Origin of the sequence: Oceanispirochaeta sp. (assembly GCF_027859075.1) — a bacterium.
Taxonomy (GTDB): Bacteria; Spirochaetota; Spirochaetia; order DSM-2461; family DSM-2461; genus Oceanispirochaeta.
The window spans coordinates 1-13,883 of record NZ_JAQIBL010000087.1; the positions used below are offsets into that span (position 1 = coordinate 1).

Sequence of the window (13,883 nt, forward strand, 5' to 3'; positions counted from 1 at the left end):
TTCTGTATTCACATAGTGGTTATAGTCAAAAGGAAAAAAAACAACAGGCCTCCCTAAGACCATGAAATCTACAAAAATGGAAGAATAATCTGTAATCATCAGATCAATGTAGGCGAAAAGAGGATAAACGTCTTTATATTTATTATACTCAATCATATTGTCCGCAGATGAAATATCATACTGATGCTCTTTCCGAGTTTTCTGATGATATTTGAAAATAAAAACTATTTTATGCTGTTCTGCAAATCTATTCAGTTCTGCAATATCCATAGCTCCTTTAACCACATCATACTCTTTGGAAGGGTGTCTGTGGGTGGGAGAATAGATAACCAGTTTGTATCCTTGTTTTTTATAATCTACAGCTTTATGGAAAGTCTCGACATCGGCACCGGCAAGGTAGGGTTCACTGTCTTCCACAAAAAGAACATCATTCCGGGGCTGCCCGTTAATAAGGATTTTTTTATAATTGAAGGCATGGGCCCGTGTCTCAACCTGTACCTGGGAATTCATGCTCAGAATATCGTAACAGGGATGCAGTCCGACAATATCAGAGATTTTCTTGATTAAGGGACTCTGTTTCTGCAGTCTCGGTTTGAGTTTACCAACTGTTTTCATCCCGCTACCGTGCCATAACTGAAATTTTGCAGTTCTGATAAGAAGTTGATGCCTGAGCTTTCCAGCCCACTCATTTCCGTCAACTACCACAGCCTGAGACCGTAGTAAGATCAGAAATGTTGAAAGGCGATAATAATAAAGAACTGGAAGACCGGCAGTTTGCAGTTCCTCTCTAATTTTTTTGCTTTCAGTCAGAAAATAGAACTTGGTATCCCCAAGATCATTTCGGCTATTCAAATAAAGAAAAAGATATTTCAAATTTCCCTCAAAAGTATTACCGAAACGGGTAATGAATACAACGATCTTTTTTTTGGGCGTCAGACATGATAAGGGCTGAATGATACAGTTTCCCAGAATCAATTTTATAGATGTTGATAGTATTTTTTTGGTAAGATCAAGCAGTCTTATCATGTTTCCCCTCAGAAATTGGTATGGATGACTTTGTTTCTGATTAAATCCTGCAGGGCTGTCAGTTCATAATGGATATCAATTTCAACCCATTCTTTTTTCTCTACCTCAACAGAATGCACTGTAACATCACGGTCAATCAGATCATTTAAAAAACTGTGCCAGGTTTTATTATACTTCAGGAAATCCTTAGTGCGGGCAACCTCTTCCAGAATTTGACGGAAGAGCTTTGATACAGAGGCACCCTTTACGAGGGTAATCCCGGCAGAGACATGATCAGCACCTTCAATCTGTTTGCCGGCTTTTTTTATGCTGCCATTATCATTCACCAGAACTTTAACATCATCGTCGCCCTTATCTTCATGCCGGGAACAGAGCAGGAAAATCCCCTCCCGGTCTCCATCAATAATAGTCTGAATGGTGTCATACACTTGAGAACCAAAAATTGTATCACCATTCATAAACATAAAATCACTGTCAGATACTTTATTTAAAACAACCCAAAGTGTTACCAGAGGGCCGGAAATTCCGTAAAAAGGATTATAAACAACAGACATTCTTTCCTGATAGGGAGACTCTTCTCTGAATTCATCAATTCTGCCGGCGCAATGCCCGCCTCCAATAACGATATCACCCAGATTCTTCCGTTCAAGTAGACTCTTACACTGCCGTGAAAGCAGAGTTGTTCCATCTCCCAGTTCAACAAGTATTTTCGGTCTTTCTTTGGTTAAAGGAAGCAGACGCTCACCCTTGCCAGCAGAAAGTATTATCGTTTTCATGTATTTTCCTTTGGGGTTTTAAAGAGCCTTGTATAAACTTTAAAATCACTTGATCCGGACAGTAAGGAACTCCCGGATTAGCAGAAATTAGAATAACAAATTTAAAAGATAAAGCTGTTCCACAGATATCTTCTCTTCATCCATACTGCATCCTCTAATGAAAACCCATTATTGAAAACTCATTATAGATAAAGCTAAATCAAAACTCAAGGGAGCATATTTTTCTTTTCATTCCGATTTTTAAGATTATTTCAGCCAAAACATTTCCTCATGTATGACTTAGAACATCTTCTATGGTAATATAAAAATCGGAATTCAAGCTCTTCATCGGTTTAATTTTTTGTTGTTTGATAAAATCATTATACACCGGAGTATTGGGCTTTTTATGAATTATCATCTATGCGGATACAGGTTTATATGAATATCAAATTTATGAAAGAGATATGGCAGGAAGCCAAACAAATTGACAGACAAGTTTCATTTCTGCATAAGCTGATATCAGTTTATTTAAACAAAACTCAGAAACCCCTTGAAGGGAAAATCTTGAAAAAAACTCTGAAGCTCACAGACAGAGTCGTTGATTTCCTGGATAAATACGGAGTTGATTACTGGCTTGAAAGCGGCACTTTGCTGGGAGTGGTCAGGGAAGGACGTCTATTACCCTGGGATCATGATGTGGATATCACAATCCGAATAGAAGATCTGCCCAGAATAATCAATAAACTAAAATCATTTCATTTCAAGTACGGTTACAGGGTGGAAATTGTTGTCAACAGAGCTGATGCAACTCCTTTGAAAAAAGGTGATGTAAGGTTGATAAAAATTCAGAGCCGGCGTCTGTTTGTCTTACCGGGTTGGGCCCAGCTTGATATGTTTGTAAAAATCAAACATGACGATAAGATGTACTGGTCTATAAGAAACAGAGCCCTTAAATCAGCTCCTGCACATTTCACCGATAATCTGGCCGTTATTGAATTCAACAGCAGAACCTACAAAGTCCCCAAAGACTCCAGGGGATACCTTGCCTACCGTTTCGGAGTTGATTGGGAAACCCCTAAGAAAGATTATGATAATATCCGGGACGATAAATCCGTAGAACAACTGCTTGATCCCCTATATTAAACATAAGATCCATATTTCTGCAGTCCAATATAGAGTGAGAGACCGGGCGTAGTCGAAGGATCTCATGATATGGCATAAAGAATGATAAAGCATCAGACACTCAGGATCTATACAAACAAAAACATTGTATATTCTGACGATTACAATACATACTCATATGTCTAGAACTTTTTGGAGGAATATGTGGTAATTATTATCTTGGAGACAATATAATAATTGGAGTGGAAAATACAATAACCTTCAATCTCAGCAGGAATTATGTATATTAAGAAGATGAAAATAAAAGTTTAACTGGCAACGAATGTTACCTACAGGAGTATTGTTCATGAAAAAAAGGATATTACAGATATTTTTATTAACTATAGTTCTTTCAGGCCTCGCAGCAACTCCCAATCAACTCTCCATCCCCTTGGACAGTCCGGTTTACCAGCTGCTGGAAACCGGTAAATTACAGGGGATGTTTCCCTCCTTAAGTTATGCTAAACCATACTCAAATGAACAAGTTATTAAAATGCTCCATATTATGCTCGGAAAAACAGATTCAGCCGAAGAGCGAACTCTGATAAAAGAGTACCTGGCAGAGCTTCAGCCAGAAAAAGGTCAGAGTATCTGGAAAACGGGCCGTCTGCCCCTGAGTGGTTCTGAAATCGCTGATTTTGAAATGGGCGCTTCCTTTGCTACATCATTTAATATGTCTACTGATGATGCTGATAATTATGATCAGCGCAATGTTCTCAATATGCTGTTTCAAGGAAACCTGACTGACCAATTCTCCTATAGAATGGATGTGGGGCTGAGATATGACAAACTCAGTTCAACCGCCTGGGCCCCCTACACTTTCAGCACACCGGGAGAAGGTTTTTATATCAGCCATAGCGATGATTCTCCCATCGGATACTCAGACGGAGAAAACTCCGATCATTCATCCAGTTATAATACCTCTCCGGAGATGGCTCTTTCTCTTTTGGACAATCATATTTTTCTGAGATGGGGAATGATCGACAGAGACTGGGGACCCGGTGAGGGAAACATCCTCATTTCAGAGAATGCCCGGTCTTTTGATGCCATTGAAGGGATCTTCAAATTCACAGATAGTTTTGATCTTGTATTTCTGACAGGGACCCTTACTGACTGGGAGAATGATGATGAATTTCAGAATATGCTGACCAGCAGCAGAATGGAATTCCACTTCCCCTATGGCCTTGATTTTTCAATTAACCAGAGCGTTGTGTGGGTCAAACGATTTGAACTGGGTTATATGAACCCTTTTATGAACGACATTGTCTATCAGAACACCCTTGGCAATTACGACAATATGTATCTTGGTCTTGAAATGGCCTGGAACTTCCATGAAGGGTATCAGGTCTACGGTAGTTACACTTCCGATGAAATGAGATCCTGGAATCCTTCCAACTGGTTTACGGAGGTCAGGAATATCTTTGCCCTTCAGGGGGGCCTGAAAAGCGTTGTATCCTTCCTGCCTTTTACGACGGTCACTGTTCAGTATACCAGGCTTGAACCATACTTCTATACTCACTATGCCCAGAAATACCCGTCCTACACCGATTACTATGATGCGGATGAGAAAACCCGGATGTATACCTATTATGCCAACAAGGGTGAAAATCTGGGATATCCCCTGCCTCCGGACAGTGATGAACTGTTGATTAAGCTTAGCACAGCAGCTTTCAGCAACTTTCTATTTGATCTTTCCTATCGTTTTATGACTCATAGTGATCAGTACGGCAGCTCAATACAGGATGCCATAGACTATGACCTGTATGAAGAGGGCGGCTATGATCAGAAAAACCATAATGGAAACCTTATTGAGATGATCAATGCTCTCTCTCTGGACTGCCGCTGGGATGTCCCTGAACTTCCTGTAACCCTGAAAGCCGGTTATGGCCTTGTAATCGGAGAAATTAGAGATTCTTCAGATCTTAAATGGAATGGTTACCAGAATAATATTCTAAGCATAGGAGCGGAATTCTACTATTAATTATGAAAAAATCACTTCCATTATTATTATTCTTATTAAGCCTTATCAGCCCTCTTACAGCCGCGTCATCAGCAGGAGGGATTTTCACACCCCTCTTTACCTATAACAGCAGCTATGACAATGATCAGGAATTACCGACTCTAAATCAGCTGTATGAGTGGTATGACAGTCCTTCCCTGGTGAGACTTTATCTTGATCTGAACCAGGAGAATCTTCGTGTCTATACCCAGATGGATCTCCATACAGACCTGATGGTGGATCTGCATCATAATACCTTTTCCAATCTTCCTTATATAGACAGTGATGGTAATTTATATATGGACCCCAATATTCCTGACATAGGATATATAGAATGGCAGAAGAATGGTCTGCGGCTTTCAGGGGGCAGAAGAAAAATTCAGATTGGACCGGGAAGTTACGCCCTGGGACTGGCCTCCTCGGCTCCCTACTTTGATCACTTAGCTCTGGAAAAAGAGTTTTTTATGAAAAAGGGATCATGGACTTATTTTTTTACAGCCATTACTTCTGACAGAAAAGCCATGGAGAAAATGGCGGATACCGAATATAAAACCCTTTTTGCCCACAGTTTTTTCTGGAAATCAGGCAGACTGCAAATTGGTGTGACAGAATACAACTTGATCTATGGACAGATTCCCATGATACAGGACATGGGGTTCAATACTTTCTACCACGGTTACTATCAGGACTATCAAAATGTAATGGATGAACTGTTTTTTGTTTTTGAACCCGTCACAGATTTTATGGTATATGGATCCTTTATCTCGGATGATTATAATATGGCCATAGAGTCATCCGATAGTAACCCCAACGGCATGGGTCTGACGGGAGGACTCTCCAGAAGTTGGGGTAAAGCAGGGAGAGGGTCATCAGAAAAAGAGAGTAGTGCCTACGATCATATGATAAGTATCGGGGCTGAAAAAAAAGCTCCTGCCAGGTTGAGGATTTCATTCGACTGGATATGGGCCAGTAAATATCTGTACAACAGAGAGGATGAGTCAGGCAAAATTACCAATCCCATGTATTACTCCTGGGAGTACAAACGGGAAACCATGAATACTTTTTTCGGTGCTTTATACGGCCCTGATACAATAACATCAAAGCTGTCCGCTGAATGGAATAAAGCTCCCCTCAAGTTGAATGCAAGCCTGGAATGGCTGGCTGCAGGAGCGGAAGGGATTGATATTGCCTATGAGGCCCCCTATAGAAACTGGTATGCCCTGGAAGATCCTGAGCATACACTGATGGTTGATACAGCGGCAGAGTGGAGCCTCAGCAGCAAAGAATCACTCCTCGGAAATGTCGGGTTTGATATACAGAAAGATGACTTCGATTTCAATATCGGCTTTGGATACAGACGGGTTCTTTTTTAAAATCAATCGTCCTTTTTCCCGCCTTTCTTCCCTGTAATCATTTTAAAAATCATGGGTAGGAAGAGGTTCTCCCTGAATAACAGGAGAAAAAGGAAATAGCTTACAGCCCCTATCAATGAACTAGCCAGAATCTGACTCATCGGGGCAAAACCGGCTGTTAAGTATCTTTTTGAAAAAAAGACACAAGCTGTCATAAAAAAGGTCGCAACAATATAAATGAAATTACGGGGAACATTCAGCTCCAGGTCCTTAAAGTATTTGTATCCGACCAAAATTTCCAGTGTGATAATAATGACTTCCGAAACCAGTGTAGCCACAGCCGCCCCATTCTGTGAATACCGGGAAATTAGGAAAGAATTTAGAATGATGTTCAGAACTGTCGCCATGGTAACTGACATGAGGACAATCTTATGCTGACCAAAGGTAATCAGTATCTGTTTTCCAACAAAACTCTTTAAAGGCAGTAAAAACAGAATGGGAAGCAGTATTTTCATCGTCAATACTGCGGGAAGATATTTGGGACCACCAAACATCAGAACGACCTCATCTGCCAAAAGATACAATCCCGCCATGGCTGGTATGGGAAGAAAGAAAATGATAGAAAAAGCCTTCTGGGCAAGAGGCTTAAATTTATGAGACTGTCCCTGGGCGATCAGATAGGAGAACCTGGGTATAAGGACGGATGAAGCAGCTATGAACATCGCCTTGATTATATTAATCAACTTATTAGCAGTGACATAATAACTGACAGAAGCATTTGTACTGATAAAACCAAGCATGACCTTATCAATATCCGCATAGATTTTAGCTGAAATAAATACCAGGAAAAACGACACATAACCGGATATATGCTCCTTAATATCCAGTTCATCCCTTGATACCTTTCCTACCATTTTTTTAAGGTTGATAAAATTCAGAAACTTTGAGAAAAAATCCGTGATAATGGAGATCAAACCATACAACATATAATCTTCAGGCCCTTTTATAAGCCAGAAAATCAGAAAAACCCCTATGATTTTGGAAATCATATTTCTCGTAGCCATGAAACGGTACTCTTCCATGCCTTTGAAAAACCATTCAAAACCAAAAATTTTCAATCCGATTCTCATACCCAGAATCAAATAGAGAGCGATCTCTTTGTTAAATTTGTCAACTGCAAAAATAGAGATGAAAAAAGCGATATAAACAAGAACAGTTAGAACACTTTCAATTACCAGTATCGAGAAAAAGATCCTGCTTCTTGCATTAATATCATTTTTTACAGCAGCTATTTTCCGTACACCATAAAGAGGTATTCCCAAACTTGCAAAATAGGCAAACATAGCCACAATCGATGTCGCAAATTGGACTTTTCCAAGATTATCAGGGAGCAGAACCCGTGTAATATAAGGAAAAGTAATCAAAGGCACCGCTAAATCGAGAAATTCTTTAAAAGTATTAAAAAAAGCGTTTACTTTAACTGATCTGTTTTTCATTCTTGAATCAAGCTATTTCAGCTGTGATTTATTGTCAATACTTGTATTCTGAGATATCCTGTTCAGAATGAAAAGGGTTTTAACATACGGCACATATGATTTACTGCATTGGGGACACGTTCATCTCTTAAAGAGAGCCAGAGAGCTGGGAGATTATCTGATCGTAGGCCTTTCTGATGATCACTTTAATAAAGTAAAACATAAAGAATCCTACAATCCCTATGAAGCAAGAAAACTGGTACTGGAATCAATCAGATTTGTAGATCTTGTCATTCCGGAAACCTGCTGGGAACAGAAAAAAGATGACGTCATCAAGTATAATGTTGATGTCTTTGTTATCGGGGATGACTGGCAAGGGGAATTTGATTTTCTAAAAGATTACTGTGAAGTTATATATTTGCAGAGGACCGACGGCATTTCAACCTCGCAGATAAAAAATGACCTTAAAATATAAGAGAATCGTCTGCATATTGCTGGTTCTTACCTTGTCAGCTTGTATGTCTTCTAATAATCAAGGACACCGTCTCGGCGCTGATTTGTTTGAAAAGAAATATACAGAAAACACTCTGGAAAGTATCAAGGCGCCCCTCTCGGAGGACTTCGGCAAATTCTGGAACTTCAAGTATTATGAGCTGGATATCAGAGAAACAGCCGATGCAGAACTGATACTCTATCATGACAGGTATTTTTCAAAACGCCTGTTAGCCGATACGGATGCGAACAAGAGGATTCTGGCAATATCATATCGTAGGCTGTGATTTGAAGGATTCACCATTCGGGAGATTGTTTATTGAGTCAATGAGTAAGACCTGTTATATTGAAAACTGGTCCTATCTATCAAGTTATTTGATTTTTCAGTAGGGATTCACAGGAGAAAAAATGATTGCCCAAACAAAGATTTTGGCCCTGATTCCTGCCAGAAGCGGGTCAAAGAGCATAAAGGATAAAAATATCATGAGCATCGGTGGAAAACCGATGTTGGCCCACTCGATTGATCATGCCCTGGCATCCCAATTGATTAACAGGGTTATTTTAAGTACAGACAGCGAATACTATGCAGAAATAGCCAAAGAGTACGGTGCTGAGATTCCATTTCTTCGTCCGTTGGAACTTGCCGCAGATGATTCAACAGATCTTGATGTTTTTCTGCATGCCCTGAATTTTCTACAGAATTCAGAAGGGTATCTTCCGGAGATCTGCGTCCATCTGAGACCAACCTGCCCGATACGGAATCCGGAAGTTATTGATGAAATGATTGGCATTTTATTAAAAAACCCTGAAATTGATTGTGTCCGCACTGTCAGTGAAGCCCCGGAAACCCCCTACAAAATGTGGTCTGTTGGAACAAATGGCAAAATGAAACCTATCATTGAATGCGATATTCCTGATGCCTACAACATGCCTCGTCAGAAATTGCCCAAAGTGTATATCCAGAATGCGTCCATTGATGTTATCAGGACAAAGACTATTCTGGAAAAAAAATCTATGACGGGAGACTCCATCCACGGCTATATAATGGACTCCTTCTTCGATATTGATACCTATGAGCAATTTGAACAGTCAGTTAAAGCTATTCAATCCCATAATACAAAAATGACAGGGAAGTCCTTCTGTTTTGATATTGACGGAGTCATCGCCACTCTCTCTCCGGGGAATGATTATTCAAAGGCAAAACCGATAGAGGATACTATTGCCTTGGTCAATTATCTCTATGAACAGGGGAGCACTATTTATCTCCATACGGCCCGGGGGTCTCTTACCGGAATTGATTGGCGGAGTGTGACCGAAGAACAAATGAGAGACTGGAGTGTGTCTTATCACAAGCTGGTTATGGGAAAACCTGGTGCAGATTACTATATTGATGACCGTTTGATATCTCTTTCAGAATTAAAAGAACTCACAAAAGGAGAAATATAATGAAGACTAGTATTTTTGATGATCTATTCATTTTCGAAATGGCAAATAACCACCAGGGGGATATGACCCATGGCTTTAAAATTATTGATGAAATGGCCAAAATCAGAGATAAATTCAACCTGAATGCAGCTGTAAAATTTCAATACAGAGATTTGTCTTCCTTTATTCATAAGGATTTTATAAACAGGACAGATGTAAATCATGTTCCCCGGTTGATGAGTACCCGACTTTCGGACGAGCAATTTGAGCAGCTTCTCAAAAGAGTAAAAGAACGCGGATTAAAATCAATGTCTACACCTTTTGATGAAATATCCGTTGACCGTTGTGTCACCCAGGGAATGGATTATGTAAAGGTTGCCAGCTGCAGTGCTGATGACTGGCCTTTACTGGAAAAGGTTTCCCAGTCGGGAAAACCTGTTATTATCTCAACCGGAGGTCTTCAGATTACTGATATTGACTCTCTGGTAAGCTTTTTCCGGCATAAGCACACAGATTTTGCATTGATGCATTGTGTCGCTCTTTATCCCTCCCCGAATGAGTCTCTGAACATGGATTTTCTTGACCGTCTTATCCACCGCTATCCTGAAGTTCCTGTCGGGTTCTCAGGACATGAAGATCCGGAAAATACTGATCCGGTAAAAATAGCTGTCAGTAAAAAGGCGGTCATTTTGGAAAGACATGTTGGAGTGCCCACTGATTCCATTAAGCTTAACGGTTATTCCATGAATCCCCAGCAGGTGGAAAAATGGATTAGCGCTGCATTAGATGCCAAAGCTATTTGCGGAGACAGTGAGAAACACATATCAGAGGATGAAAAGAACTCCCTCTTATCACTGAAAAGAGGCGTCTATGCCTCCAAAAACATAAAGAAAGGCGAACCTTTATCATTGGGTGATGTCTATTTTGCCATGCCCTGCCAGAAAGGCCAAACAACAAGCGGAGAACTGGGACAGTACAGAGCCAATCTGACTGCATCAAAAAATTACGAGAAAGATGAGCCTGTTTATGAACATCAGATTCAGAATGATACAGTAGGATTCATAAGATCAATTGTACATGAAGCACAGGGAATGCTTTATGAAGCCGGAATCAGGATTCCCGAGAACTGCACAGTTGAAATTTCCCATCATAAGGGATTGCAAATGTTCCGTGAAACCGGAGCCATCCTGATTAACATCGTCAACCGTGAATACTGCAAAAAACTCATGATCCTCTTCCCCGGTCAGAAACACCCTGTGCATCTTCATAAGAAAAAAGAAGAGACTTTTCACCTTCTGTGGGGAGATCTTCAGGTTGTTATCGAGGGAACAGCCCATGACATGACAGCCGGGGAAATTCTCCTTGTCGAACGTAATGCAGATCACAGTTTTTCAAGCAGAAATGGAGCCATCTTTGAAGAGATTTCAACATCTCACTTAAAGAATGACTCCTACTATACAAACGAATCCATCACTCGAATGGATTTAATGGAAAGAAAAACCATACTTGAAAACTGGTAATCTGATTCAAGTTATTCAAGATCAAAGGAATATATAATGGATGCTGCAGATATTCAGAAGCGGAAAGACCGCACGATTACATTAAGTATTGAGACAAAAGTCAGGGAATTCCCTGGGAAAGTTCTTCTGTCCTGCTTTCTTGCGGAAAAAGGATTCCGGGTAATTTTAACGAATGATCGTAAATATGATAAAGTCATTGATGAAAATTCCTGGCTCTTTATCGATAGAAATACCTTTGCCAGCAGGAAGTCATTTTTTAAAAACCTGAGAAGGAGCAATATAGATATAGCCTGTCTTGATGAAGAAGGGATTGTATGGGCAAATCCTCTCATTTATCTGAGAAGACTCAGCAAGGAGTCGTTAAACCATACAAGTCTGTTCTTTACCTGGGGGAAAAAACAGTCTGACCTTGTCAACCAGCTCAAGGAGACGACCAGAGTTGTTGAATCGGGAAATCCGAGAATGGATTTGCTGAGACCCGAATTGAGGGGCATATATCAAGACCAGGTAGATGATCTCAAAGAAAAATACGGTGACTTTGTACTCATTGTATCAAACTTCGCCTGGAACAATCACTATTATGTTAATGGGGAGAAAGAGAATCCCAGTGAAACCTATTTAAAACTTCTAAGACATCAGGGACATATTCAGAATAAAGAAGATGAACAATATCATCTGGAAAACCTGGAATATAAAACCCGGGTTTTTGATAAGCTTAAGAAGCTGGTTCTTTTTCTGGGAAAAGAATTACCCGATGTTCCTATTATCGTCAGGCCTCATCCCAGTGAAAATCATAAAGCCTGGAGAGACGCCATGAAAGAATTTAGTAATATACAGGTTGTTTTTGAGGGAGAACTTGAACCCTGGATCATGGCAGCCCAGTCTGTCATACATAATTCCTGTACCTCAGGCGTTCAGGCAGCTTTAGTGAATAGAAAATCAATTGCCTATATGCCCTTTCATAATAATAAATTTGAGCACGAATTCCCCAATGATGTCAGTGCAAAGGCCTATACACATGAAGAGGTTCTTGATCTTGTAAAAGAAGGTCCTTTAACACAGGAAATTCCAAAAGAAATAAACGAATATATTTCGTCTTTAACAGGCCCTTTTGCTTCTGAACGAATTGCTGATACAATCCTGGAAGCTTATATAGCCGGGATCAAGAATAGGCAAAAAAACTATTTTAAAAAAATAGTTTTTAACCAATCTGTTCTTTTATATAAACGACTGAAAAGAAAGCTTATCAAGCCCAAAAAGTTTACAGAAAATCGAGAGGATTATAAAAAGCAGAAACTGGACAGTCTTACTTCTGATGAAGTGGACAATTGCGTTGTGATCTACAATAAGCTGCTCAAGCGATTCGGCAATATCGCGTCTCGAAATATTGAGAATACTGTTGAAATTACTATGAAACAATAGAGTTCTACGTTATCCGGGCTGATATTGAATAGGTCCGGATATTTCCATATGGAACTCTAAAGTTTTATTTTCAGACCCATGAACAAGTAAAAAGAGTTTAATATATCACTACTCTGTTTATCATCATCATTATAAAGTGGATTATGTACCATATTCAAAGCCATTCCTCCTGAGAGGATTATTCCCTCTTCCAATATCCAGGCGGACTCAGCTCCAACAGTAAACTGGGCTTTCAGTCTGTACCTGTCTTTTTCACTGCTTTGAACACCAATTCCCGATCCTGAGTTCAGAAAGTAAATATAATCATTGTTACCATTCAGCCGTTCTAGAAAAGCAGAAACGTATCCTCTGGGGTGAATAAATGTCGCCTTGATATTCTGATAGGTTCCACCGCTTCCGTAAGAAGCTCCCATGATCTGCCCTTCGTTTGTATAACCCTGAGTTACAATATGGTGTGCATAAAAAGTCTGCGGCCAGTATACAGCCGTATCCCTTGAGGATTCAGTGGAAGACATTTCTCCCTGAATCATCAGTGAATAATCCGGGTTTCTCAGGCTCCAGACTTTCTCAGTACCAAGATTAAAGGCGAAGGTGTGAAAGGGATAACGGATGAAAGAGTCCCAGCTGCGGTAAAAGTCATTGTAGGCGACCTCCGACCATACTCTGAAGCCAACTTCTGTATAAAGCATTTCACCTGTCAGGGAAAATCTCTGATCACTTCTATCAACCCCAGTCGACTCCAAATCAGGCACAATGATCTCACTGTAAGTGGACCATGTGCTGTCATTCCATTTGGAAAGCATGGTACGGTTCAGTCCAAGGGTCAATTCAGGGAAAAAAGAGGGAGACCAGGATGCGGAAGCTCCGGAAATGAGACTATTATCATTCTCAGAGTTGTCATCAAACCAATCGCTTTCGCTTAGTTTTCCCCAAAAAACACGGAATTCAAATTCTCCCCAATTCCGGAAAGCGGCTTTGTGGGTCCCTATATCAATTTTGGGAAAAGGAGCTGCATTGTTGGATAATATAAGGCTGTTGTTTACTCCGGGACCAAGCCAGACAGACTGTGTTCCAAAACCAACAGTGAAAGCCCTCCAGGAGTAGCGGATCTCGCTGTCTCCCCAGGACCAGTCGCTAATAAAGGAATCGCCCGGTCGTTGATAATCATCCAGGCCAACTCCCCAGAAATAACCATACCCTTCAGAGTCAGGATAAACACTGTCCATGATGTCAAAATCCCTATTCTGGGAAAATAC

12 protein-coding genes are annotated in these 13,883 nt (G+C 40.3%); 8 read left to right on the plus strand and 4 right to left on the minus strand.

What is annotated here, in order from left to right:
• Together PF479_RS04610 and PF479_RS04615 are read right to left on the minus strand one after the other, a co-directional pair.
• The coding region (locus tag PF479_RS04610; protein WP_298002749.1) for a CDP-glycerol glycerophosphotransferase family protein at positions 1–1,026 on the minus strand (1,026 nt) is incomplete at its 3' end.
• 8 nt (positions 1,027–1,034) lie between these two features.
• Positions 1,035–1,802: an NTP transferase domain-containing protein gene (locus tag PF479_RS04615; protein ID WP_298002752.1), complete on the minus strand. Its 768-nt coding sequence runs from the start codon at positions 1,800–1,802 to the stop codon at positions 1,035–1,037.
• 417 nt (positions 1,803–2,219) lie between these two features.
• Between PF479_RS04615 and PF479_RS04620 the strand changes: the two genes are divergently transcribed.
• From PF479_RS04620 to PF479_RS04630, 3 genes are all read left to right on the plus strand, one after another.
• Positions 2,220–2,924: a LicD family protein gene (locus PF479_RS04620; RefSeq protein WP_298002755.1), complete on the plus strand. Its 705-nt coding sequence runs from the start codon at positions 2,220–2,222 to the stop codon at positions 2,922–2,924.
• 325 nt (positions 2,925–3,249) lie between these two features.
• On the plus strand, positions 3,250–4,923 hold the full coding sequence (locus tag PF479_RS04625; protein ID WP_298002757.1) for a hypothetical protein: 1,674 nt from the start codon (positions 3,250–3,252) through the stop codon (positions 4,921–4,923).
• Positions 4,924–4,925: 2 nt separating this feature from the next.
• Positions 4,926–6,314 (plus strand): hypothetical protein, encoded by a 1,389-nt coding sequence (locus tag PF479_RS04630; RefSeq protein ID WP_298002760.1) that lies wholly within the window; start codon positions 4,926–4,928, stop codon positions 6,312–6,314.
• Positions 6,315–6,316: 2 nt separating this feature from the next.
• Here the strand turns inward: PF479_RS04630 and PF479_RS04635 are convergent, their stop codons facing one another.
• The gene (locus tag PF479_RS04635) at positions 6,317–7,789 is read right to left on the minus strand and encodes a flippase (RefSeq protein ID WP_298002763.1); all 1,473 of its coding nucleotides are present in this window, start codon (positions 7,787–7,789) and stop codon (positions 6,317–6,319) included.
• A 67-nt stretch (positions 7,790–7,856) separates the two neighbouring features.
• Here PF479_RS04635 and tagD point away from each other — a divergent pair, with 67 nt between their 5' ends.
• From tagD to PF479_RS04660, 5 genes are all read left to right on the plus strand, one after another.
• Entirely contained in the window at positions 7,857–8,243 is a 387-nt protein-coding gene (gene tagD, locus PF479_RS04640) for a glycerol-3-phosphate cytidylyltransferase (RefSeq protein WP_298002767.1), read from the plus strand.
• A gap of 82 nt (positions 8,244–8,325) precedes the next feature.
• Positions 8,326–8,547, plus strand: coding sequence for a hypothetical protein (locus tag PF479_RS04645; protein WP_298002770.1), 222 nt, complete (start codon positions 8,326–8,328; stop codon positions 8,545–8,547).
• Between the two features lie 121 nt (positions 8,548–8,668).
• Positions 8,669–9,706 (plus strand): acylneuraminate cytidylyltransferase family protein, encoded by a 1,038-nt coding sequence (locus tag PF479_RS04650; protein ID WP_298002773.1) that lies wholly within the window; start codon positions 8,669–8,671, stop codon positions 9,704–9,706.
• Positions 9,706–11,205 carry an N-acetylneuraminate synthase family protein gene (locus PF479_RS04655; protein WP_298002775.1) on the plus strand — a complete coding sequence of 500 codons (1,500 nt, stop codon included), beginning with the start codon at positions 9,706–9,708 and terminating at the stop codon, positions 11,203–11,205. The genes PF479_RS04650 and PF479_RS04655 overlap by 1 nt, the downstream gene beginning before the upstream one ends.
• A 36-nt stretch (positions 11,206–11,241) precedes the next feature.
• Positions 11,242–12,627 carry a surface carbohydrate biosynthesis protein gene (locus tag PF479_RS04660; RefSeq protein WP_298002778.1) on the plus strand — a complete coding sequence of 462 codons (1,386 nt, stop codon included), beginning with the start codon at positions 11,242–11,244 and terminating at the stop codon, positions 12,625–12,627.
• A gap of 56 nt (positions 12,628–12,683) precedes the next feature.
• On the opposite strand, the gene PF479_RS04665 is transcribed toward PF479_RS04660, so the two are convergent.
• Positions 12,684–13,883, minus strand: a 1,200-nt coding sequence (locus PF479_RS04665; RefSeq protein ID WP_298002781.1) for a capsule assembly Wzi family protein, incomplete at its 5' end; no start/stop codon positions are given.

Coding starts and splice junctions, on each gene's coding strand:
- tagD (WP_298002767.1), top strand. CDS start 7,857: ATGAAAAGGGTTTTAACATACGGCACATATGATTTACTGCATTGGGGA.
- PF479_RS04655 (WP_298002775.1), top strand. CDS start 9,706: ATGAAGACTAGTATTTTTGATGATCTATTCATTTTCGAAATGGCAAAT.
- PF479_RS04625 (WP_298002757.1), top strand. CDS start 3,250: ATGAAAAAAAGGATATTACAGATATTTTTATTAACTATAGTTCTTTCA.
- PF479_RS04650 (WP_298002773.1), top strand. CDS start 8,669: ATGATTGCCCAAACAAAGATTTTGGCCCTGATTCCTGCCAGAAGCGGG.
- PF479_RS04615 (WP_298002752.1), bottom strand. CDS start 1,802: ATGAAAACGATAATACTTTCTGCTGGCAAGGGTGAGCGTCTGCTTCCT.
- PF479_RS04630 (WP_298002760.1), top strand. CDS start 4,926: ATGAAAAAATCACTTCCATTATTATTATTCTTATTAAGCCTTATCAGC.
- PF479_RS04660 (WP_298002778.1), top strand. CDS start 11,242: ATGGATGCTGCAGATATTCAGAAGCGGAAAGACCGCACGATTACATTA.
- PF479_RS04635 (WP_298002763.1), bottom strand. CDS start 7,789: ATGAAAAACAGATCAGTTAAAGTAAACGCTTTTTTTAATACTTTTAAA.
- PF479_RS04620 (WP_298002755.1), top strand. CDS start 2,220: ATGAATATCAAATTTATGAAAGAGATATGGCAGGAAGCCAAACAAATT.